This window comes from Cellulomonas sp. P2_F12 (assembly GCF_056403775.1).
This window is the reverse complement of sequence record NZ_JBFUEV010000012.1, coordinates 21,750-43,564: the sequence shown is the minus strand read 5'-3', so window position 1 is coordinate 43,564 and position 21,815 is coordinate 21,750. Positions and strand designations below refer to the sequence as shown.

The following is a 21,815-nucleotide window of genomic DNA, read 5'->3' as shown; positions in this document are numbered from 1 at the left end:
GCTCAGCTGAGCATCGAGATCACCTGCTGCGCCTGGTACCCCAGAGCCGCCCGGGCGGCCGGCGAGACGGTCGAGAACCGCGTCTTCGGCGTGAGCAGCTCGACGTACGCGGTGAGCGACTTCGCCGCGACCTTCTCGTTCCCGCGGTCGGCCGCCTTGTCGGCCACCTCGATCGCCGCGAGCAGCCGCACGACCGCTACGCCCGTGATCGCGCCGGACGCGATCTGCGCCTTGGTCGCGTCCCGCAGGGCGTCGATGCTGCCCGGCGCGTAGTACGACGGCACCGGCACCTGCGTGAAGTCCGTGTCCGAGGCCAGGTAGAAGCCCACGTCCGACGGCTGGTTGTAGGTCGTCTGCTGCCGGGCGACCTCGACGCGGTACTGCGGGTCCTGCATGAGCGTGTACATCTTCTTGTGGCTCAGGGCCGTGCTCGTGAACACGCGGATCGCCGACGAGTCCGTGGTGCGGACCAGCAGCTCCTCGCGCGAGTCACCGAGGATGTCCGCCACCAGCGACGCGTTGCCCTTGGTGCCGTTGTTGGCCCGGGTGCCGGTCGCCGTGAGCTGGCGGCCGCGGGTCCAGTCGTCGATGGTGACGTCCTGGTCGCCCGAGCCGTTCACGATCTGCGTCGTGCCGTCCGGCAGCCACTTGATGCTTCCGTTGGTCCCGGGGATGGCGCCCGGCGTGAACTGCCCGGTCGCCGTGTAGAGGCCCAGCGAGCCGGAGCCGCCGGGCAGGCTGGCCCAGACCTCGAGCCCGCGCACGTCCGGCAGCACGTCGCCGATCATCGAGCGACCGGTGTCGGCGCCGGAGTACTTGCCGAACAGGACCTCGCCGGTCTTGGCGTCGCGCAGGGCCATGCCGTACGGCGCGCCCGTCGCGCCCTCGTGGCACGTGTAGATCTCCAGGCCCGGGCGGTCCGGGTCGATGTCGGTCACGTGGATCGCGTCGCCGTGGCCCAGTCGGGCCTCAGTGCCGGGGGCCGACGAACCCGCGGGGAGCGTGTCGAACGACGAGTACAGGACGGACCCGTCGTCGTCGATCGTCGCGCCGCCGTAGACGATCTCCTGCTTGCCGTCCCCGTCGACGTCCGCCGCCGACAGCGAGTGGAAGCCCTGCGTGGTGATCTTCCCGTAGACCGGGTCGGTGCCGTCACGGCCGTGCGGGCTGTCGTTGAACGGGTTCGTCATCGGCACGTGCCCCGAGTCGACGTACCACCGCTCCTTGAGCGCGGTCCCGTCCCAGTCGTAGGCCACGATCGTCGTGCGCGTGTAGTAGCCGCGGGCGAAGATCGCCGACGGCGTCGCCCCGTCGAGGTACGCGACGCCGGCCAGGAAGCGGTCGACGCGGTTGGCCGGCTCGATGCGGGCCATCGCGTAGTCGCCCCACATCAGACCGTCATCGCCACGGCCCGGCTTGTAGTCGACGGTCTGGAGCTCCTTGCCCGTCGCTCCCTCGAAGACCGTGAGGTACTCCGGCCCGTCGACGATGAAGCCCTCGAAGTTCCGCAGCTGGTTGCGGGTGCTGCGGCTGGGCGCGTAGACGTCGACGAAGTAGTTGGCCAGTGCCGTCGCGTCCTCGTGGCTCAGCGGGTAGGTGTACTGCTTCGCGATGCCGAGCGCTTCCTCGACCGTCGACGGCCAGTGGCCCGCGACGACCTCGGGGTGGCTGCTCCAGCCCTCGAGCATGCTGACCAGGTGCTCGAAGTAGCCGGTCTTGCTGAGCCGGTAGTCGGTCGTGTCGGTGACGCCGGCGTCGCGGTCGCGCTGGGGCAGGGTGACGTACTCCTGGCCGGTCACCGAGCCGTCCGCGGCGTAGTGCGTGATCGAGGTGCCGGGGGCCGTCTTGATCATCAGCTCGGCCTTGCCGTCGCCGTCGTAGTCGTAGACGGGGAACTGCGTGTAGTGCGCGCCGGCCCGGATGTTCACACCCAGGTCGATACGCCAGAGCTGAGTGCCGTCCTGCTCGTACGCGTCGAGGTAGACGTTGCCGGTATACCCGACCTGGCTCACGTCCTTCGAGTTCGACGGGTCCCACTTGACGAGGTACTCGTACTGCCCGTCGCCGTCGACGTCGCCGACCGACATGTCGTTGGCCGAGTACGTGTACGCCTCACCCACGGGCGTGACCCCGTCGGCGGGCTTGTGCAGCGGGATGTCGAGGCTCGGCTGCGCCCACGGCGTCGCGTCGGTGCCGTCGACCTCGACCCCGTCGACCACCGCCGAGACCCGGTACCGAGAGGTCGCCGTGCCGGCCGGGTCGACGAAGTTCGTCGAGTCGGTGATCGTGCCGAGCTTGGTGCCGTCGCGGTAGACCGCGAAGTCGGGGCCCGTCATGCCCGTCGCGGTGGCGCCGGTGACCTCGCTGGCGAGGAGGCGCCAGGAGAGGAAGACGCCCTCGTCCGTGACGGCCGCGACGAGCCCGCGGTCGAGGCGCTCGAGCGTGAGACCGTCGGGCCCTTGGGTCGCTCCCCGCGTGCCGGCGGTCGTCGTGCTGGCGGTGGAACCCGTGGGCGCCGAGCCCGGCTGGGCAGCGGTCGCCGGCGTCGCCGTCAGGGTGCCGACGAGCACCACCGACCCGGCGATCGCGGTGAGCGTGCGGCCCCGGGTCAGAGCCTGGCGCCCGTGCAACGGTCCTCGTGGGTGAATCAGACTCATCCTTGAATCCTTTCAATCGGTGAGGCTTCTCCCATGCCTGATCCAGGTGCCCGACATGAGGAAAGCCGGGGGCGCCATTGACCCCGACCACCTCGAACGTATCGCGTGGTTCACCCGAGTCAACCCGTCCTGCGACATTCGCCGGATTCCGTCGAGGGGAGCGCTCCCGCCAACGGAAACCGCTATCCGGTGATGCTCGGAGCCCCGGGCCGGCGACGGCCGCCCGCCGCGCGATCTCGTGAGTTTCGGCCGAGATCGGTCGTTGCAACTGCCGAACTCGTCGGAAACTCACGACCGGACGGCGCGATCCCCCGCGCGACGGAGCCGGTGTCTCCGGGCGCGGGTGCGGACGAGTTCGACGCGGATCGCCGGACACTGGCACCGACCGCTCGTCGAGAACGTCACTTTGCCGCGAGAACGTCACTTTGAACTGCCGTCCTCGTGACGAAGTGACGTTCTCAGGATCCCGACCCGGGGCACGGGGCCTCGCGGGCCAGTCGGGGCCGCGCGGCGAGCGGTCGGCGGGCCGGGCGGGCTCAGACCTCGAAGACGTAGCCCATGCCCGGTTGCGTGAGGATGTGCCGCGGGTGGGCCGGGTCGGCCTCGAGCTTGCGGCGGAGCTGGGCGGAGTAGACGCGCAGGTAGTGGGTCTCGTCGGAGTAGCCGGGGCCCCAGACGTCCTGCAGCAGCTGGCGACGACTCACGAGCCGGCCCCGGTTGCGGACCAGGACCTCGAGCATCGACCACTCGGTGGGGGTCAGCCGCACCTCGGCGCCGTCGCGCAGCACGCGGGAGCGCGCCAGGTCGATGGTGAGAGAGCCGGCGACGACGACGGCCTCCTCGGAGGGGTCGCCGGCCACCGACGAGCGCCGGACGGCGGCCCGCAGCCGCGCGAGCAGCTCGTTCATGGCGAACGGCTTGGTCACGTAGTCGTCGGCCCCCGCGTCCAGGGCGTCGACCTTGTCCTCGCCGTGCTGCCGGGCGGACAGTACGACGATCGGGACCCGGCTCCAGCCCCGGATCGCGGTGATGACGTCCAAGCCGCTCATGTCCGGCAGACCGAGGTCGAGCAGGACGACGTCGGGGGTCCGGGAGGCGGCGGCCGTGATGGCGGACGCGCCGTCGGCAGCCGTGGCGACGTCCCAGCCCGAGGCGCGCAGGGTGATCGCGAGGGCGTGGGCGAGGCCCGGTTCGTCGTCGACGACCAGGACGCGGTTGCCGGTCATGGCACGAGCCCGGGATCGGACGTGGTCGGAGCGTCGACGGCCGGAGCGTGGTCCGCATCGGCGACCGGACCAGGGGCGGCGTCGGCGGTCGGGGCGGGGGCCGCGGCGGCGACCGGAGCGTGGGCCGCGTCGGCGTCCCGAGCAGGGGGCGCGTCGGCCGCCGGAGCGGGGGCTGCGTCGGCCGCCGCGCCGCCGTCGAGGGCCGGAGCCGAGGACGGCGCGGTCGTCCCCGAACTGTCAGCCAACGGAACGGTGACCAGCATCGTCAGCCCACCTCCGGGCGTGTCCTCGGCCGTGAGCTCCGCGCCGACCGCCGTCGCCAAGCCGTCCGCGACCGCCAGACCCAGGCCGAGACCGGTTCCGGAGGTGTCGCCGAGGCGCTGGAACGGCGCGAACAGCCGACCCTTGAGCTCGTCCGGCACCCCCGGTCCCGCGTCCGCCACGCGCAGCACCATCCCACGCCCGACGACCGCCGCACTCACCCGGACCGGCCCACCGGCCGAGGCGTACCGGACCGCGTTGGACACCAGGTTCGCGACGACCCGTTCGAGCAGACCCGGGTCGGTGAGGACGTACGGCAGCTCCTCGGGCACGTCGAGCACCACGGCGCCGGGCGCGAAGCCCTCGACGGCGAGTGGCACGATCTCGTCGAGGCTGGTCTCGCGGAGCGCAGGGCGGACGCTGCCCGTCTGCAGCCGGGACAGGTCGAGCAGGTTGTCGATGAGCCGCTCGAGCCGGGCGGTGGACTCGGCCAGCGTGAGGACGAGGGCGGCACGGTCGGCCGGGTCGAGCTGGAGGGAGAGCCCGTCGACCGAGGCGCGGATGGTGGCCAGCGGGGTGCGCAGGTCGTGGGAGACGGCGGCGAGCAGGGCGGTCCGGGTGGCGTCGGCCTGCTCGAGCACCCGCGCCTGCTCGGCCTGGGCCTGCAGCCGCTCGTGCTCCAGCACGATGCCGACCTGCGACGCGAACGCCTCGAGCACGCGGCGGTCGCTGGCCGGCAGCACGCGGCCGGTGAGGGCGAGCACGCGGCGGTCGTCGACGGTCAGCACGGCGTCGGCGTCCTCGGGCCGCAGCGCCGGGTCCGTGCCGTCGGCCGCGAGCACGTCCCAGCCCGCGCCGTGGGCCGACAGGAGCGCGACGGCCGACAGCGTGAACGTCTCGCGCAGGCGGGCGACGAGGGCCGCCGCCGTGTCCTCGCCGGTGAGCACCGACCGGGAGACGGCCGCGAGCGCGGACGCCTCGGCCCGCGCGCGGAAGGCCTCCGCGGTGCGGCGGGCGGCGAGGTCGACGACGGACGCGACCCCCGCGGCGACCAGCACGAACACGCCCAGGGCCAGCGCGTTCTCCGGCTGATCGATGGTCAGGTGACCGGTCGGCACGGTGAAGAACCAGTTGAGCAGGAGGAAGCCGACCACCGCACTGACGATCGCGGGCCAGAGGCCGCCGACGAGCGCGACGAGCACGGTCAGCGCGAGGAACAGCATCAGCTCGGTCGGCAGGCTGACCACGTCCCGCAGGGCGCTGAGCAGCACGGTGAGGAGCACGGGGCCGAGCAGCGCGGTGGCCCACCCGGCGATCCTGCGCGTCCGCGACAGGGCGGAGCGGCGCGGTCGTCGTCGGCCCCCGCGCGCCTTCTCGTGCGTGACCAGGTGGACGTCGATGGTCCCCGCCAGCCGCGCGATCTCGGTGCCGTTGCCCTCGGCCAGCGCCTCGCGCCAGCGGCTCCGCCGGGACACCCCGACGACGATCATCGTGGCGTTCACGCCGCGGGCGAAGTCGACCACCGCGCTGCCCACGTCCTCGCCGACGACCGTGTGGAACGTGCCACCCAGCGACTCCACCAACCGTCGCTGCTCAGCGATCGCCCCCGGCGGCGCGCTCGGCAACCCGTCCGTGGCGAGCACGTGCACGGCGAGCAGCTCGGACCCCGCGGCCCGCTGGGCGATCCGGGCGCCGCGTCGCAGCAGGGTGTCCGCCTCGGGTCCGCCGGTGACCGCGACGACCACCCGCTCGCGGGCCGGCCAGGGCGCCTCGATGCGGTGGTCCCGGCGGTAGGTGGCCAGTGCGTCGTCCACGCGGTCCGCCAGCCAGAGCAGGGCGAGCTCGCGCAGGGCGGTGAGGTTGCCGACGCGGAAGTACTGCGAGAGGGACGCGTCGATCTGCTCGGCCCGGTACACGTTGCCGTGCGCGAGCCGCCGCCGCAGGGCCTCCGGCGCCAGGTCGACCAGCTGGATCTGCTCGGCGTCGCGCACCACGTGGTCCGGCACCGTCTCGCGCTGCCGGATGCCCGTGATGGCCTCGACGTCGTCGTTCAGCGACTCCAGGTGCTGCACGTTGACGGTCGTGACCACGTCGATGCCCGCGTCCAGCACGTCGCGCACGTCCTGCCACCGCTTGGCATGCACGCTGCCGGGCACGTTGGTGTGCGCGAGCTCGTCGATCATCACGACCTGCGGCGCCCGGGCCAGCACGGCATCGACGTCGAGCTCGGTGAACGTGACGTCGCGGTGCACCAGCGCCCGCCGCGGCAGCACCTCGAGCCCCACCAGCTGGGCGGCCGTGGCGGCGCGGCCGTGGTCCTCGACCAGCCCGACCACCACGTCCGTGCCGCGGGCGAGGCGACGGTGCGCCTCGTCGAGCATCGCGTACGTCTTCCCGACGCCTGGCGCCGCCCCGAGGTAGACGGTGAGGCGACCGCGCTTGGGACGTCCCTCGTCGCTGGTCACGAGCCCATTGTCTGCAGCCCGAGGTTGAGCCGCAGCACGTCGACCCGCGGCTCGCCGAGGAACCCCAGGTCACGGCCGACGATGGTCTCGTCGACCAGTCGCTGGACGGCGTCCGCGGACAGCCCGTTCTCGCGCGCCACGCGGGCCACCTGCAGGCGCGCGTAGGCCGGCGAGATGTCGGGGTCGAGGCCCGAGGCCGACGCGGTGATGGCGTCCACCGGCACGTCGGCGGGGTCGACGCCCTCGAGCGACGCGACGGCCGCGCGGCGCTCCTCGACAGTGGCCAGCAGGTCCGGGTTGAGGGGGCCGAGGTTGGACCCGGCCGAGGCGAGGGTGTCGTACCCGTCGCCGGCCGCCGAGGGCCGCGGGTGGAACCACTGCGGCCCGTCGAACGCCTGCCCGATCAGCAGCGAGCCGACGGCGTCGTCCCGCGCGGTGACCCGCTCGCCCGTGGCCGAGACCAACGACCCGTCGGCCTGCCAGCGCATCAGCAGCTGCGAGACCCCGGTGACGGCCAACGGGTAGGCGAACCCGAGCAGGACGGTGAGCACGACGAGCACCCGGAGCCCGGCCCAGGTCTGCCGCGCGAACGCGAGCGTGTCGGAGCCCGTGGAGGAGCCCGCGGAGTACGGCGGGCGTGCGGCGGTGGTCATCAGGACATCCCTAGGGCAGTGACGAGCAGGTCGATGAGCTTGATCCCGACGAACGGGGCGATGACGCCGCCGAGGCCGTAGACCAGCAGGTTGCGGCGCAGCAGGGCCGACGCCGACGACGGGGTGTACCGGACGCCGCGCAGGGCCAGGGGCAGCAGCGCGACGATGATCAGCGCGTTGAAGATGACGGCCGACAGGATGGCCGACTGCGGGCTGCTCAGGTGCATGACGTTGAGCACGCCGAGCTGCGGGAACGCGACGACGAACATGGCCGGCAGGATCGCGAAGTACTTGGCGACGTCGTTGGCCACGGAGAACGTGGTCAGGGCCCCGCGCGTGATCAGCAGCTGCTTGCCGATCTCCACGATCTCGAGCAGCTTGGTCGGGTTGGAGTCGAGGTCGACCATGTTGCCGGCCTCCTTCGCGGCGGTCGTACCCGTGTTCATGGCGACCCCGACGTCCGCCTGCGCGAGCGCGGGGGCGTCGTTGGTGCCGTCGCCGCACATCGCGACCAGCCGCCCGCCCTCCTGCTCGCGCCGGATGAGGGCGAGCTTGTCCTCCGGGGTTGCCTCGGCCAGGACGTCGTCCACCCCCGCCTCGGCGCCGATGGCCTTGGCCGTGAGCGGGTTGTCGCCGGTGACCATCACGGTCCGGATGCCCATGGCGCGCAGGGCGTCGAACCGCTCGCGCATGCCCTCCTTGACGACGTCCTTGAGGTGGATCACCCCGAGGACGCGGGCGGGCTGGTCACCCAGCTGCTCGGCGACCACCAGCGGCGTGCCGCCCGAGGCGGAGATCGCGTCGACGGTCGCGGCGACGTCGGGACCCGCGTGCCCCCCGGTCGTCCGCACCCAGTGCGTGACGGCGGCCGCGGCGCCCTTGCGCACCTGCCGCGACGGCCGGTCGACGGCGACGGGCAGGTCGACGCCGCTCATGCGGGTCCGGGCGGCGAACGGGACCAGCTCGGCGCCGACGAGGTCGCCCTCGGGTCGCTCGCGCAGCCCGAACCGCTCCTTGACCAGTACGAGGACCGAGCGTCCCTCCGGGGTCTCGTCGGCCATCGAGGAGAGCTGCGCGGCGTCGGCGAGCAGCGCGGCGTCGATGCCCGCGGCGGGCAGCAGGTCCGCCGCCTGCCGGTTGCCCAGCGTGATGGTCCCGGTCTTGTCCAGCAGCAGCACGTCGACGTCGCCGGCGGCCTCGACCGCACGGCCGGACATCGCGAGCACGTTGCGCCTGACCAGCCGGTCCATGCCGGCGATGCCGATGGCCGACAGGAGGGCGCCGATGGTCGTCGGGATGAGACAGACGAGCAGCGCGACGAGCACGATGAGCGTCTGCGGGGCGTCCGAGTAGACGGCGAACGGCTGCAGGGTCACCACGGCCAGCAGGAAGATGATCGTCAGCGTCGTGAGCAGGACGTTGAGAGCGACCTCGTTCGGCGTCTTCTGCCGCTCCGAGCCCTCCACCAGCGCGATCATCCGGTCGACGAAGGTGTGGCCCGCCGGCGCGGTGATGCGCACGACGATCCGGTCCGACAGCACGACGGTGCCGCCGGTGACGGCCGACCGGTCGCCGCCGGACTCGCGGATGACCGGGGCGGACTCGCCCGTGATCGCGGACTCGTCGACGCTCGCGACGCCCTCGATGACATCGCCGTCGCCGGGGATGGTCTCGCCGGCCACGACGATCACGACGTCACCGACCGTGAGGGAGGACGACGCGACCTGCACGGTGCCGTCGCCGGAGACCACCTTGCGGGCGGTGGTCTCGCGCTGCGTGGCCCGCAGGCTCGCCGCCTGCGCCTTGCCGCGGCCCTCGGCCACCGACTCGGCGAGCGTCGCGAACAGCGCGGTCAGCCACAACCACACGGCGATCGACCACGCGAACGCGCTGGGCTCGGCGATCGCGAGGACGGTCGAGAACGCGGCGCCCACCTCGACGACGAACATCACCGGCGAGTCCCACATCCGGCGCGGGTCCAGCCCGCGCAGGGCGCCGGGCAACGCGGCGAGGAGCTGCCGTCCGGACAGCGTCGAGGCGGCGGCGGGCACCTTGTGAGGCGTGGCCGTCGACTTCTCGAGAAGGGTGGTGCTCATGACAGGGACTCCACGACGGGACCGAGGGACAGGACGGGGACGAAGGTGAGGCCGACCACGACGAGGGTCACGGTCACCAGCAGGCCGACGAACAGGGGTGTGTGCGTCGGCAGGGTGCCGGCGCCCTCGGGCGTCTTGCGCTGCCGCGCGAGCCGCCCCGCCAGGGCCAGGACCAGCGCGATCGGCACGAACCGGCCGATCAGCATCGCCAGCCCGAGCAGCGTGTTGTAGAACGGCGTGCCGCTGGTCAGCCCGCCGAACGCGGAGCCGTTGTTGTTCCCGGCGGACGCGAACGCGTAGACGATCTCGGACAGCCCGTGCGGGCCGCCCTGCAGCTGACCCGCCAGGCCGGCCGGGGTGGAGATGGCGATCGCCGACCCGATCAGGACCACGGCGGGCATGGCCAGCACGTAGAGGGCGACGAGCGTGATCTCCCGCTGGCCGATCTTCTTGCCCAGGTACTCGGGCGTGCGCCCGACCATCAGGCCGGCCAGGAACACCGAGACGATGATCAGCACGACCATCCCGTACAGGCCGCTGCCGACGCCGCCGGGCGACACCTCGCCGAGCAGCATCCCGACGAGCGCGACGCCACCGCCTTGGGCGGTCAGCGAGTCGTGCAGGGAGTTGACCGCCCCGGTCGAGGTCATGGTCGTCGACGCGGCGAAGAGCGCCGAGGCCGCCTCACCGAACCGGAGCTCCTTGCCCTCCATGGCACCGCCCGCGGCTGCCGGGACCAGGCCCGGACCGGCCATCTCGGCCCAGGTCAGCAGGCCCACGGCCGCGATCCAGAGGGTCGACATGGCCGCGAGGATCGCCCAACCCTGCCGGCGGTCCCCCACCATCCGGCCGAACATGCGCGGCATGCTGAACGGGATGAGGAGCAGGAGCACCACCTCGAGGGCGTTGGTCCACGGAGTGGGGTTCTCGAACGGGTGGGCCGAGTTGGCGTTGAAGAAGCCGCCGCCGTTGGTGCCCAGCTCCTTGATCGCCTCCTGCGAGGCCACCGGGCCGCCGAGCACCGACTGCGTGCCGCCGGCGAGCGTGCTGATCGACGTGTGGGCGTCCAGGTTCTGGATCACGCCGGCCGCCACCAGCGCCAGCGCCGCGACGAACGCGAGCGGGAGCAGGACCCGCACCGTGGCGCGCACGAGGTCGGCCCAGAAGTTGCCGACCCGCCCGTCGGTGCCGGCCCGCGAGAAGCCCCGGGCCAGGGCCGCGACGACGGCGATGCCGACGGCCGCGGACAGGAAGTTCTGCACGGCGAACCCGGCCATCTGCAGCAGGTGGCCCGCGGCCGCCTCACCGGAGAACCACTGCCAGTTGGTGTTGGTGACGAACGAGACGGCCGCGTTCCACGCCCCCGCGGGGTCCATCGGAGCCATGCCGATGTCGAGGGGCAGCCGGTCCTGCAGCCGCGCCAGCCCGAACAGGACGAGCACCGAGGCGAGCGAGAAGCCGAGCAGCGAGAGCAGGTAGGTGCTCCAGCGCTGGTCCGCGTCGGGGTCCACGCGCATGAGCCGGTACCCGGCGCGCTCCACCGCGAGGTGCCGGGTCGAGGACATGGTCCGGTACAGGTAGTCACCGAGAGGCCTGTGCGCGGCGGCCAGGACCAGGACCACGATCCCGATCTGGGCGATCGCGATCCACGTGTCGCTCATCGGACCTTGTCCGATCGCAGCAGCTGGACCACCAGGTACACCAGCAGGGCGCCGGCGACGACGAGGCCGGCGACGTCGAACCCGCTCATGAGCGGTCCGTCCGACGGGCGAGGAGCGCGACGGCGGCGAAGAAGCCGACGGTGAGCGCGAGGAAGGCCAGATCGGCCATGGCGGTGACTTTCTTTCCGACGAGAAGGAAGGACATCCGCTGGTCTACGCCGCCCGCGGAGCCCCATCGCCGGTCTTGACGGAACCCTGACGCCCGCAGGCCCACTCCTGACGCGATGAGTCCACCCGCAGGATGAGCACGGGCGGACTGCCGGTCACCTAGACTCCGTCCGTGATCTTCAAGGCGGTGGGCGAGGGCAGGCCCTACCCGGACCACGGCTTGGAGACGACCAAGCAGTGGGCCGAGGTCCCGCCGCGCCAGGTCCGGCTCGACGAGCTGGTCACCACGAAGCGCACTCTCGACCTCGATGCCCTGCTGGCCGAGGACTCCACGTTCTACGGCGACCTGTTCGCGCACGTGGTGCAGTACCGCGGCGTCATGTACCTCGAGGACGGCCTGCACCGGGCCGTCCGGGCCGCCCTGCACCAGCGCGCACTGCTGCACGCCCGGGTGCTGGTGATCAAGTGACCGACGCCGACCGCGGTCGTCAGCTCCGTCGACGGCACATGCACGAGCGGCAGGCCGTGATCTTCGGCGTGCTCCTCGCCGTGCTGGCGCTGGCCGGGCTCGGCGCCGCGGCCGTGTTCACCGGCAGCCTGAACCTCCCGGTCTTCGCGCGCGAGTTCGCCAGCGAGCCCAGCCCGACGGCCTCGCAGGACCCGTACCCGTGCCCCCCGGCCGGCCAGCTGCCCGTGCCGTACGCCCAGGTCACCGTCAAGGTCTACAACGCGACCAACCGGGTCGGGCTCGCGGGCGCGACCGCGGCGGCGCTCAAGGACCGCGGGTTCGTCATCGGCGCCACCGAGAACTTCTCCGTCACGTACGACGGCATCGCGCGCATCGTCTTCGGCACCGCCGGCGTGGCCCAGGCGTACACGCTCGCGGCCCAGATGGACGGCGCCGTGCTGTTCCTCGACCCCCGCGCCGACCCGAGCGTCGATCTGGTCCTCGGCGGCCAGTTCCCGGAGCTCAAGCCCGTCGAGGCCGTCGTCCTCGACCCCGCCGCGCCCCTGGTCGCCCCGCCCGGTTGCACGCCGTTCGACCAGGTCGTCGCGCCGACCGCACCGGCCGCGCCCGCCCCGACTGACACCCCCGCCGCCGGCTGACCGATCTCACAGGGACCGGACGCGTGCGCCGACAGGCTCGCGGGCTAGCCTGAGGCCCTGCCTGTTCGTCGGCCTCGTCACGGGCCCCGCTCCCCGGAGGTCCAGCTGCTCCGCCGACTGCTGCACTCCACGACGGCCGTCTGGGTCGCCTTCGCGCTCGTGCACGGCTGGCTCGCCCTCGTCGGGCTGGTGCTGATCCCGCAACAGGCGTTCTGGGACCTGGACCTCTACCGGTACTGGATGTGGCTCGGCATCTACCGGGACCAGTGGCCCGTGCTCTCGGGCTCGTGGGTCTACCCCGCCGGGGCGATCGTGCCCATGCTCGTCGCGGCGGTCGGCGGGACCGGCGGCGTGTCCGGGTACGCGCCCGCGTGGTCGCTGATGATCACCCTCCTCGACGGGATCGCGCTCGCGGTCCTGCTCCGGGTGCGTCGGCCCGACCGGCCCGACGACGCGCCGACCACCTACGGCGCCTGGTGGTGGCTCGCCTTCCTGGTGCTGCTGGGGCCGGTCGCGATGGGTCGGCTCGACGCCGTCGTCGCCCCCGTGGTCGTCGTCGCCCTCGCGATCGCGCTGCGGCACCCCCGCATCACGTCAGCCCTGCTCACGGCCGCCGCCTGGATCAAGGTGGCGCCCGGCGCCCTCCTGATCGCCCTGTTCTTCGCCGTGAAGCGGCCCTGGCGCAGCGTCGTCGTGCCGGCGGCGATAGTCAGCACCGTGGTCGTCGGGACCGTCGCCGCGCTGGGGGGCTTCACGCACGTGGCGTCGTTCCTCACCGAGCAGGACCAGCGCGGGCTCCAGATCGAGGCGCCCGGCGCGACGCCGTGGCTGGTCGCGGGCCTGTGGGTGCCGTCGATCACGCGGGTGCTCAACCAGGCGATCGTCAGCTGGGAGATCCACGGGCCCGGGACGCAAGGCGTCGCCGACGTGCTGGGTGCCCTGTTCTTCCTGGCGATCGGCGCGTCGGCGCTCCTGCTCTGGTGGCGCCGGGAGCACCTGGGCTCGCGGATGTGGTCCGGCGGCATCGCGCGCACCGAGCTGCTGGTCCGCGGCGCGATGCTGCTCACGCTCGCCATGCTCGTCTTCAACAAGGTGGGCTCGCCGCAGTACATGGGGTGGCTGGCGCCGCCCGTCGCCGTCGCGCTCGCGCTGCGGCTGCCGGGCTGGCGCTTCACCGCGTGGCTGGTGGCGGGCATCGCCGGCGCCACGCAGGTGGTGTTCCCCTGGCTGTACAGCGAGGTGATCTACGGCGGCCCGGGCGTCACGTTCACGCTGGCCGCCCGGAACGTCGCCCTCGTCGTCCTGCTGGTGCACACGGTGGTCGCGCTGGTCAGGCCCGTGCCGCCGGAGGATCTCCCGGAGACGGTGTCGCGCGAAGAGCGCGTGACCAGCGCGACCCCCGCTGTCTAGCCCAGCTGCGAGGCGACCTCGGACGCCACGAGCTCCAGGTGGTCCAGGTCGTGCAGGTCGAGCACCTGCAGGTACACGCGCGTGATGCCGAGCTCGCGGTAGGAGCCGATCCGGTCGACCACGGCGCTCGGCGTCCCCGCGAAGCCGACGGCCCGCACCTCGGACACGTCACGACCGATCGCCGCCGCCCGCCGGTCCACCTCGGCGTCGTCGCGGCCGGCGCACAGCACCTGTGCCACGGAGAACGTGAGGGTCGACGGGTCCCGGCCGGCCTCGTCGCACGCCGCCCGGACCGTGGCCACCCGGCCCTCGACGTCGGCGGGGGCGGGGAACGACATGTTGAACTCGGCCGCGTACTTGGCGGCGAGCGCCGGCGTCCGCCTCGGGCCGCTGCCGCCGACGATCACCGGGACCCCCGGCCTGGTCGGGTCCAGGGGCGAGAACTGCACGGGCTTCGGCAGCGCCGGCGAATTGGTCAGCGTGTAGTGCGAGCCCTCGAACCCGTAGTGCGAGCCGACCGGCGTCCCCCACAGGCCCGTGATCAGCTCGAGCTGCTCGGTCAGCAGGTCGAACCGCTTCTCCGGGAACGGGATCCCGTAGGCGGCATGCTCCCGCGCGAACCAGCCGGCGCCCAGCCCGAGCTCGACCCGGCCGCCGGACATCTGGTCGACCTGCGCCACCTGGATCGCGAGCACGCCCGGGTGCCGGAAGGTGGCCGACGAGACCAACGTGCCCAGCCGGATCCGGCTGGTCTCCCGCGCCAGCCCCGCGAGCGTGGTCCAGGCGTCCGTCGGGCCGGGCAGACCGTCGCCGTCGCCCATGCTGAGGTAGTGGTCGGACCGGAAGAAGGCGTCGAAGCCGAGGTCCTCGGCGGCTTTGGCCACCGCGAGCAGGTCGTCGTAGGAAGCCCCCTGCTGGGGCTCGGTGAAGATGCGCAGGTCCATGCGGACAACCCTCACACAGGGTGCCGCCGGACTGCACGGCGTGCGACGGTGGACCGGTGACCCCTGGATTCCCCGTGATCGTGCCCGGCCGACATCCCGCCGAGGAGCCGTTCGCCGTCGCGGACTGGCGCCGCCGCGTGGCCCAGATGTACGCCGACGTCCGCCGGCTGGCGAAGTCCGACCCCGCCACGGCGCACGCGGTCTGGGTGCAGCGGCGCGACGAGCTGCTCGCGGACCACCCGGCCTCGCCGCTCGACGTCGTCGCCAAGGCCTCGTTCGAGGGGCTCGACATCCCCCACTACGACCCGGCGTACCGGTTCGAGTGCGAGGTGCTCCCGGCCACGCACCAGCGGCTCGACGTCAGCACCGGCACGGACGGCGTCGTGCCGTTCGAGCGCATCGGGACCGTGCAGGTGGGCGACCTCGGCAGCCTCGCGGTCTGGGTCCTGCGCGGCTACGCGGGCGGGCTGTTCGTGCCCGTCAAGGACGCGGCGGCCGACACGTACGGCGGCGGCCGCTACCTGCTGGACACCATCAAGGGCGCGGACCTCGGCATGGTCGGCGACCGCCTGGTGGTCGACCTCAACTTCGCCTACAACCCGTCGTGCGCCTACGACCCGGCGTGGGTGTGCCCCCTGGCCACCCGCGCCAACACCCTCTCCGTCGAGATCCCCGTCGGCGAGCGCGTGTTCGCGTGAGCGCCCTGACGTCGATGTGGGCGTGGGACAACCCCGTCCCGTCCTCCGTCGACGCCCGCGGCCGCGGCTACGCCCCCGCCGAGCCCGCCGCGCTGGTCGCGTTCTGCGGGGAGCGGGGGCTGCGCCGGGTGTTCCTGGCCGCTCCCTGGGCTGCCGACGAGGGCCCGGTGGGCGACTGGTTCCGCGCGGCGACCTCCGCCCTGCAGGCCGCGGGCGTGGCCGTCGGCCCGCTCGGCGGCGACCCCGGCTGGCTCGGTCAGCCGTCGCTCGCGGTGACGTGGGCGCTCGCGGCGTTGCGGTCCGGCCCCAGCGACAGCGTGCAGCTCGACGTCGAGCCGTGGGCGACACCGGGCTGGGCCACCCGGCGCGACAGCCTCTGCACCCAGTGGTTCGCGCTGCTCGACGCCGTGGTCGCGGCGCTGCCCGACGGCGTCGCGCTGGGCGTCGACGCCCCGTGGTGGCTCGCGCACGAGCCCTGGGGCGAGGGCTCGCTGCTCGACGCGGTGCTCGCCCGGGCCGACCGCGTCGGGGTCGTCGCGTTCAGCGACCACGCCCGCGGGTCCGACGGGATCATCGCGCTCGCCGCGCCCGCGGCCGTCGCGGCGTCGGCGGCGGGCCGGCCGTTCACCGTCGGCGTCGAGACCGACACGGCCGAGGTGGCCGGCGGCGCGCAGTACACGTTCGTCGACGAGGGGCCCGCGGTCCTCGAGCAGGAGACGGCGCGGGTCGAGGCGGCGTTCGGGGGACTGCCCGGCTACGAGGGCGTCACGGTCGAGCACCACCGCGCGTGGCGGTCGCTCCTCGGCCTGGACTCCTGACGCTCAGACCTGGCACGTCGGGCACCAGTAGAGCTTGCGGGCGGCCATCTCCTCGACCACCACCGGGTTCCCGGTGACCAGGCACGGCTCGCCGGTGCGGTGGTAGACCCAGTGACGCTCCGCGGGGTCCGCCAGGGCGCGCTCCCGGGCGGCGGGAGACAGGTCCTCGCGCGTGATCATCACGCCCGTGCGGATCCCGTCGGCCAGTAGCACGGCCCAGTCCTCCCAGATCGCCCTGGCCACCTCGCGCGGCACCCGGCGGCCCGGCGTGTGCGGGTCGAGGCGGGCGCGGAACAGCAGCTCCGCCCGGTAGATGTTGCCGATGCCGGCGACCACCGACTGGTCCATGAGCAGCTGGCCGACGGCGACGTTCCGCGCGGTCAACCGCGCGACCATGACGTCCCCGGCGCGGTCGAGGTCGTCGGTCGACGCCGGGTCGGGGCCCAGCCGGTCGATCGCCGCGGCCGCACCGACCGGGTCGAGCACCTCGCACGCCGACGGCCCACGCAGGTCGGCGACCGTCTCGGCCGACGCCAGCCGCACGCGCACCTGGCCCACCGGCTCGGGCGGGAACGCGGCCACCAGCCCGCCCTCGTCGGCGGGGCTCTCGCGCTCGTCCTCCCCCATCCGCACCGACCGCCGCAGCCGCGGCGCGCCCATGCTGCCGACCGCGAAGGCACCCTCGGTGACGGGGGTCAGCGCGCCGTAGAAGTCCCACGCGCCGTACAGCCCGAGGTGCACGCGCAGCACGTCGCCGCCCTCGAAGGTGCAGAACAGCTGCTTGCCGACGGCGTCGGCCGACACCATGACCTGACCGTCGAGCCGGGCGGCGCCGGCGCCGAACCGGCCCTGCGGCGAGCTCACCGCGAGGCGGCGACCGACCAGGTCCAGCGTGAGCTGACGGGCGATGCGGTGGACGGTATGACCCTCGGGCACGCCCCGAAGGCTAGGCCACCCGCAACCGCTCCGCCGCCGCGACCGCCTGGGCCGCCGCACCGGCGGCCACCGCCGCGGACTTCTCGTACTCCTCGCGCTCCAGCATCTGCTGCTGCGCGAGCGTCGCGGCCTCGAGGACGTCCGTGATCTCGGTGCCCAGGAGCTCGTACCGCTCGAGCAGGGCGTCGCGCAGCGCCTCGACGAGGTGGCGGTGCCGCGACAGCAGCCGGCGGACAGTGCTGCGGGCGTCGTCCAGGACGGCCTCCAGCTGGGCCCGCGCCTGGGCGTCGCTGAGCACGGCCGACACCAGGTCGTGCGGCGTCGCCGCGAACGAGATGAGCGAGCCGGTCATGCCCGCCGCGCCGACCATCTGCGCGGCGGTGCGGGTGGCCGACGCGAGGTCGCTGGCAGGGCCGGTGCTGGTCTGCCCGAAGAAGAGCTCCTCGGCCACCCAGCCGCCCATCGCGATCTGCACGAGCGCCCGCAGGTCGTAGTGCGAGTGGGTCCAGACCTCCTCGCAGTCGTCGTGCGCGAGCAGGCCGAGGGCGTCGCCGCGACGCACGATCGTGAGGACCTCGAGCGTGCGGTTCGGCGCCGCGAGCCAGGCCGTCACCGCGTGGCCGGCCTCGTGCGTGGCGATGAGCCGCTGCTCGGCCTCCGTGTAGCGGACCGGCTGGCCGATGCCGACCATCTCCGTGATCCGGGCGTGCTCGATGTCGGCGAACGACATGGCCAGCGACCCGCGACGCAGCGCGTTGACCAGCGCCTCGTCCAGCAGGTGCTCGATCATCACCGGCGTCCAGCCGTTGGTCGCGGCCGCGATCCGGTCCCGCAGCACCGGGTCGTCCAGCTCGTCCTGCGTCGAGCGGCGGGCCAGGAAGTGGTCCACCAGCGCCCGCCGGCCGATCGCGTCGGGGGTCGCGAACGTCAGGCGGCGGTCGAAGCGACCCGGGCGCAGCAGCGCGGGGTCCAGCGAGTCGGCGCGGTTGGTGGCGGCGATCAGCAGGATCGGGGCCTTGACCGGCTTGCGCTGCTGCAGCTGGCGGTTCGCCGGCAGCAGCAGGTTGATCCGGGCGAGGAAGAAGTTGACGAACTTGTCGGTCGTCGTCGGCTCGTCGAACGACTGCATCTGCACCAGCAGCTCGTTGACCACGCCGCCGGTGCCCTCGCTGACGACCGCGTTCTTGATGACGCCCGGCGTCCGGAACGCGTCGAACGGGCTCGCGGTCATCGACGACATGCCTCCGCGGGCCGTCGCGATGGCGTCGATCTCCTCGATGAAGCCGATCGCGCCGCCCTCCGTGCGGGCCGCCTTGCGCAGCGCCTTGAAGTACGCGCGGATCTTCTTCGCGGTGGCGCCGTAGTACATCGACTGGAACGACGTCGCGGACACGAAGAGGAACGGCACGCCCGCCTCGGCCGCCATCGCCTTGGCCGTCATCGTCTTGCCGGTGCCGGGCAGCCCCTCGAACAGCAGGCCGCGCCGGGGGGTGCCGCCCATCTGCTCGGCGAACTGCTTGTGCGTCTGGAACAGGTCGATCGACCGGCGCACGTCCTCCTTGACCGGGTCGATGCCGATGACGTCGTCGAGGTGCACGTCCACCTGCTCGGGCCGGTAGACCACGTGCGGCGACCGGGAGGTGCCCACCTGCGTGACCAGCAGCAGCGCCAGCAGCGAGACGAAGAACAGCACCGGGACCAGCACCAGCGGGTCGACCCGCGGCATCGGCGGCATAAGGTCGCGGCCCAGCAGCGAGCTGGCGATGACGTAGGTCTCGACGGCGAGGAGCACGAACGCGACGCGGTAGACGCGCTTGCGCCGGACCCGGTCCCGCTCGCGGGCGATGTCGTGCGCGCCTCGTCGGATGGGGGAGACGATCTCGTCGGCCACAGGCATGCCTTTCCCTCGGCGCCTGGGATCAGACGACGCTGCGTCGCGGGAGGTGCGATCAGCCCATCGTGGGTCCGACCGGGTGAGTCGGCAAGATCGGACATATCGGACCACCCGAACGGTCCAACGGGTCACCCGTCCGTGCGTAGCGTCCTGCGGAGCTCCTCGACCTCCTGGGGAGCGAGCCCGAGCCCGTCCCGGAGGTAACCGTCGAACGTGCCGAACTGCTCGCGCACGAGGTCCAGGGCCTCCCGGAGGTACTCGGGCCGGACCTCCAGCAGCGGGCGCAGGGTCTCGGGGTCACCGCCGGTGTCGGCGAACTGCTGGAGCAGCGGGGCGAACGTCTCGCGCACCGCCGGGTTGACCGCGAGAAACTCCTCCGTCACGCCCTGCTCGTCGACGCCCGCGGCGAGCAGCAGGATCGTCGCCGCCCAGCCGGTCCGGTCCTTGCCGGCCGTGCAGTGGAACAGGAGCGGTCGGCGCGCGGGGTCGATGACGGCCCGCACCAGCGCGGCGTACGCCGCCCGGGCACCCTCGCCGACGACGAACCGGCGGTAGACCACGAGCATCGACTCGACGGGGTCGGGGTCGGGGTCGGGCGTGGTCCGGCTCGTCCCGAGGGCCGCCACCTGCGCCGCGGCACCGCCGGGGAGATCCGCGAGCACGTCGAGGTCGAGCAGCGTCGCCCCGGCCGGCACGTGGTCCGGCCGTGCCGTCCGCTCGCCCTCGGTGCGCAGGTCGACCACGGTCCGGATGCCCAGACCGGCGAGGACCTCGTCGGTGGCGACCGCGTCGCCCGTCATCTCCGCTGAGCGGTACACGACCCCGGACGCGACGACGCCCCCGTCGGCCGTGCGCCGACCACCGAGATCGCGCAGGTTGGTCACGGCGGGCGAGAACAGGATGTGGGGATCGGGATCGGCCGGCACGGTGCTCAGCGTGTCAACCGTGCCGCAGGCGTGCCACCTGGAGCCGCAGGTAGTCGCGCTCCGCCAGGCTCGTGGTCTGCCGGGACGCCAGCAGCAGCTGCTCGGCCGCCTCCTCGGGCCGGCCTGCCCGCTCGAGCAGGTGACCCCGGACGGCGGCGAGCCGGTGATGGCCGGCGAGCGGCTGGTCCAGCGTGGCCAGCAGGGCGAGCCCGGCGTCGGGGCCGTGCACCATCGCGAGAGCGACCCCGCGGTTCAGCGTGACCATCGGGTTGCCGGTCATCCGCTCGAGCAGCCCGTACAGGGCGAGCAGCTGGGGCCAGTCCGTCTCGTCGGCCGTCGGCGCCTCGTCGTGCAGGGCCGCGATCGCCGCCTGCAGCTGGTACTCGCCGACCGCTCCGCGCACGAGCGCGTGCTCGACCAAGGCGACGCCCTCCGCGATCATCGCGGAGTCCCAGCGCTCACGGTCCTGCTCGTCCAGCGGGATCAGCTCGCCGCGCGGTCCCGTGCGCGCGGGACGCCGGGCATCGGTGAGCAGGATCAGCGCGAGCAGGCCGGCGACCTCGGGATCGTCGGGGAGGCTCAGTGACAGCGCGCGGGTGAGCCGGAGCGCCTCGGCCGCCAGGTCCGCCCGGGCCACCGACGCGCCCGAGGTGCTGGCGTAGCCCTCGTTGAAGATCAGGTACAGCACCCGCAGCACGGCGCGGAGCCGCTCGCCGTAGTCCGCCGCCGACGGCATCCGGAACGGGCCGTCCAGGTCGCGCAGGGTCCGGCGTGCCCGGCTGAGCCGCTGCGCCATCGTCGGCTCCGGCACCAGGAACGCCCGGGCGATCTCCGCGGTGGTCAGGCCACCGACCGACCGCAGGGTCAGCGAGATCGCCGACGCCGGGCTCAGCGCCGGGTGGCAGCAGCCGAAGAGCAGCAGCAGGGAGTCGTCGGACTGGAGCGCCTCGGCTCCCGGGTCCATCGTCGCGACGAGCTCTTCGCGCCGGCGTCGCGCGTCCTCGCTGCGGTACCGGTCCACCAGCTTGTTCTGGCCGACGACGACCAGCCACGCGTGCGGGTTGCCGGGCACGCCCGTCGACGGCCACTGCGTCGCCGCAGCCAGGAGCGCCTCCTGCAGGGCGTCCTCGGCGTCGGCGAGGTCCCCCGACCGCCGCACCAGCACGCCCAGGACCTGCGGCGCGAGGGTGCGCAGCAGGTCCTCGACGGGCGGGTCTGCCCGGTCAGTCGACAGGGGAGGGTGCCTCCATCAGCGCACGGACCTCGAACACCTGCTGGACCGGCACGCCGTCCGGCCCGGGTGCCGCCGACGCCTTCGCGGCGATGGCGATCGCCCGCGCCTCGTCCTCGACGTCGACCGTCCAGTAGCCGGCCAGGAACTCCTTCGACTCGGCGAACGGCCCGTCGACGACGACCGGGGCGGACACCCCGTCGCTGCGCACCAGCTTCGCCGTGTCCGGCCACGCGAGACCCTGGCCGTCGACGAACTCGCCGCTGGCCACCAGCTCCGCGCCGAGGTCGTGCTGGAACTGGATGTGCCGGCGCACGTCCTCGGGCGCCCAGGTGTCGATCGGGGGCACCCCCTCGATGTGGTAGTTCATCAGCAGCATGTACTTCACGGTGCGCTCCCGGTGTCTCGCGGTCCCCCAGCGGACCCTCTCACCCCGTGGTCGGTGCCGCTCGCGCGTTCTCGACACCGGCGTGTGTGTCCGTCATTCGGGATTCTCCAGCGAAGCCCTTGCCGGACGACACCCCCTTGCTACAACTCCGCCCAGGTCACGAGTGCCAGCGCGAAGCCCCGGCTCGCTGGTCAGCAACCCCTCCACGACGGGGTGCTCCGGGAGATGACCTGGCCGCACCGACCGGTGCGGCAAGCGTGCAGCGAGAAGGAGCTC

Annotated in this window: 17 protein-coding genes and 1 riboswitch; of the genes, 5 read left to right on the top strand and 12 right to left on the bottom strand. The window is 73.1% G+C overall.

Annotation, left to right across the window (positions count from 1 at the left end; all coding sequences use genetic code 11):
- Positions 1 to 2: 2 nt before the first annotated feature.
- From AC1DWH_RS19050 to kdpA, 6 genes are all read right to left on the bottom strand, one after another.
- Entirely contained in the window at positions 3 to 2,657 is a 2,655-nt protein-coding gene (locus tag AC1DWH_RS19050; RefSeq protein ID WP_477095012.1) for a rhamnogalacturonan lyase, read from the bottom strand.
- A gap of 536 nt (positions 2,658 to 3,193) precedes the next feature.
- A complete protein-coding gene (locus tag AC1DWH_RS19045; protein WP_456845114.1) occupies positions 3,194 to 3,883 on the bottom strand; it encodes a response regulator in 690 nt (229 codons plus the stop codon).
- Positions 3,880 to 6,609, bottom strand: a complete 2,730-nt coding sequence (locus AC1DWH_RS19040; protein ID WP_477095011.1) for a DUF4118 domain-containing protein — start codon at positions 6,607 to 6,609, stop codon at positions 3,880 to 3,882. The genes AC1DWH_RS19045 and AC1DWH_RS19040 overlap by 4 nt, the downstream gene beginning before the upstream one ends.
- Positions 6,606 to 7,262 (bottom strand): potassium-transporting ATPase subunit KdpC, encoded by a 657-nt coding sequence (gene kdpC / locus AC1DWH_RS19035; RefSeq protein WP_477095010.1) that lies wholly within the window; start codon positions 7,260 to 7,262, stop codon positions 6,606 to 6,608. The genes AC1DWH_RS19040 and kdpC overlap by 4 nt, the downstream gene beginning before the upstream one ends.
- Positions 7,262 to 9,358, bottom strand: coding sequence for a potassium-transporting ATPase subunit KdpB (kdpB, locus tag AC1DWH_RS19030; RefSeq protein ID WP_477095009.1), 2,097 nt, complete (start codon positions 9,356 to 9,358; stop codon positions 7,262 to 7,264). The genes kdpC and kdpB overlap by 1 nt, the downstream gene beginning before the upstream one ends.
- Complete coding sequence (kdpA, locus tag AC1DWH_RS19025; RefSeq protein ID WP_477095008.1) at positions 9,355 to 11,019, bottom strand: potassium-transporting ATPase subunit KdpA; 1,665 nt, start codon at positions 11,017 to 11,019, stop codon at positions 9,355 to 9,357. The genes kdpB and kdpA overlap by 4 nt, the downstream gene beginning before the upstream one ends.
- Positions 11,020 to 11,359: 340 nt before the next feature.
- Between kdpA and AC1DWH_RS19020 the strand changes: the two genes are divergently transcribed.
- From AC1DWH_RS19020 to AC1DWH_RS19010, 3 genes are all read left to right on the top strand, one after another.
- A complete protein-coding gene (locus AC1DWH_RS19020; protein WP_456845119.1) occupies positions 11,360 to 11,656 on the top strand; it encodes a type II toxin-antitoxin system VapB family antitoxin in 297 nt (98 codons plus the stop codon).
- Positions 11,653 to 12,294, top strand: a complete 642-nt coding sequence (locus AC1DWH_RS19015; RefSeq protein ID WP_456845120.1) for a LytR C-terminal domain-containing protein — start codon at positions 11,653 to 11,655, stop codon at positions 12,292 to 12,294. The genes AC1DWH_RS19020 and AC1DWH_RS19015 overlap by 4 nt, the downstream gene beginning before the upstream one ends.
- Before the next feature lie 159 nt (positions 12,295 to 12,453).
- Positions 12,454 to 13,704, top strand: coding sequence for a glycosyltransferase 87 family protein (locus AC1DWH_RS19010; protein ID WP_477095007.1), 1,251 nt, complete (start codon positions 12,454 to 12,456; stop codon positions 13,702 to 13,704).
- On the opposite strand, the gene AC1DWH_RS19005 is transcribed toward AC1DWH_RS19010, so the two are convergent.
- The gene (locus tag AC1DWH_RS19005) at positions 13,701 to 14,648 is read right to left on the bottom strand and encodes an LLM class F420-dependent oxidoreductase (RefSeq protein WP_477095006.1); all 948 of its coding nucleotides are present in this window, start codon (positions 14,646 to 14,648) and stop codon (positions 13,701 to 13,703) included. The two genes, AC1DWH_RS19010 and AC1DWH_RS19005, sit on opposite strands and share 4 nt — an antisense overlap.
- A 146-nt stretch (positions 14,649 to 14,794) precedes the next feature.
- Between AC1DWH_RS19005 and AC1DWH_RS19000 the strand changes: the two genes are divergently transcribed.
- Both AC1DWH_RS19000 and AC1DWH_RS18995 read left to right on the top strand, forming a co-directional pair.
- A complete protein-coding gene (locus tag AC1DWH_RS19000; protein WP_477095063.1) occupies positions 14,795 to 15,346 on the top strand; it encodes a DUF1684 domain-containing protein in 552 nt (183 codons plus the stop codon).
- Complete coding sequence (locus AC1DWH_RS18995) at positions 15,343 to 16,164, top strand: hypothetical protein (RefSeq protein WP_477095005.1); 822 nt, start codon at positions 15,343 to 15,345, stop codon at positions 16,162 to 16,164. Before AC1DWH_RS19000 ends, AC1DWH_RS18995 begins: the two co-directional genes overlap by 4 nt.
- 3 nt (positions 16,165 to 16,167) lie before the next feature.
- Here the strand turns inward: AC1DWH_RS18995 and AC1DWH_RS18990 are convergent, their stop codons facing one another.
- The 5 genes from AC1DWH_RS18990 to AC1DWH_RS18970 form a co-directional block, all read right to left on the bottom strand.
- Positions 16,168 to 17,100, bottom strand: a complete 933-nt coding sequence (locus tag AC1DWH_RS18990) for an Fpg/Nei family DNA glycosylase (RefSeq protein ID WP_477095004.1) — start codon at positions 17,098 to 17,100, stop codon at positions 16,168 to 16,170.
- Between the two features lie 10 nt (positions 17,101 to 17,110).
- On the bottom strand, positions 17,111 to 18,997 hold the full coding sequence (locus tag AC1DWH_RS18985; RefSeq protein WP_477095003.1) for an AAA family ATPase: 1,887 nt from the start codon (positions 18,995 to 18,997) through the stop codon (positions 17,111 to 17,113).
- A 125-nt stretch (positions 18,998 to 19,122) separates the two neighbouring features.
- A complete protein-coding gene (locus AC1DWH_RS18980; protein ID WP_477095002.1) occupies positions 19,123 to 19,920 on the bottom strand; it encodes a tyrosine-protein phosphatase in 798 nt (265 codons plus the stop codon).
- Between the two features lie 13 nt (positions 19,921 to 19,933).
- Positions 19,934 to 21,115 (bottom strand): RNA polymerase sigma factor, encoded by a 1,182-nt coding sequence (locus AC1DWH_RS18975; protein ID WP_477095062.1) that lies wholly within the window; start codon positions 21,113 to 21,115, stop codon positions 19,934 to 19,936.
- 28 nt (positions 21,116 to 21,143) lie between these two features.
- Entirely contained in the window at positions 21,144 to 21,530 is a 387-nt protein-coding gene (locus AC1DWH_RS18970; protein ID WP_456847013.1) for a YciI family protein, read from the bottom strand.
- A 164-nt stretch (positions 21,531 to 21,694) separates the two neighbouring features.
- Positions 21,695 to 21,803: riboswitch (SAM riboswitch) on the top strand.
- Positions 21,804 to 21,815: the final 12 nt, after the last annotated feature.

Coding starts and splice junctions, on each gene's coding strand:
- AC1DWH_RS19050 (WP_477095012.1), bottom strand. CDS start 2,657: ATGAGTCTGATTCACCCACGAGGACCGTTGCACGGGCGCCAGGCTCTG.
- AC1DWH_RS19045 (WP_456845114.1), bottom strand. CDS start 3,883: ATGACCGGCAACCGCGTCCTGGTCGTCGACGACGAACCGGGCCTCGCC.
- kdpC (WP_477095010.1), bottom strand. CDS start 7,262: ATGACCACCGCCGCACGCCCGCCGTACTCCGCGGGCTCCTCCACGGGC.
- kdpB (WP_477095009.1), bottom strand. CDS start 9,358: ATGAGCACCACCCTTCTCGAGAAGTCGACGGCCACGCCTCACAAGGTG.
- kdpA (WP_477095008.1), bottom strand. CDS start 11,019: ATGAGCGACACGTGGATCGCGATCGCCCAGATCGGGATCGTGGTCCTG.
- AC1DWH_RS19005 (WP_477095006.1), bottom strand. CDS start 14,648: ATGGACCTGCGCATCTTCACCGAGCCCCAGCAGGGGGCTTCCTACGAC.
- AC1DWH_RS19000 (WP_477095063.1), top strand. CDS start 14,795: ATGTACGCCGACGTCCGCCGGCTGGCGAAGTCCGACCCCGCCACGGCG.
- AC1DWH_RS18985 (WP_477095003.1), bottom strand. CDS start 18,997: ATGCCTGTGGCCGACGAGATCGTCTCCCCCATCCGACGAGGCGCGCAC.
- AC1DWH_RS18970 (WP_456847013.1), bottom strand. CDS start 21,530: ATGCTGCTGATGAACTACCACATCGAGGGGGTGCCCCCGATCGACACC.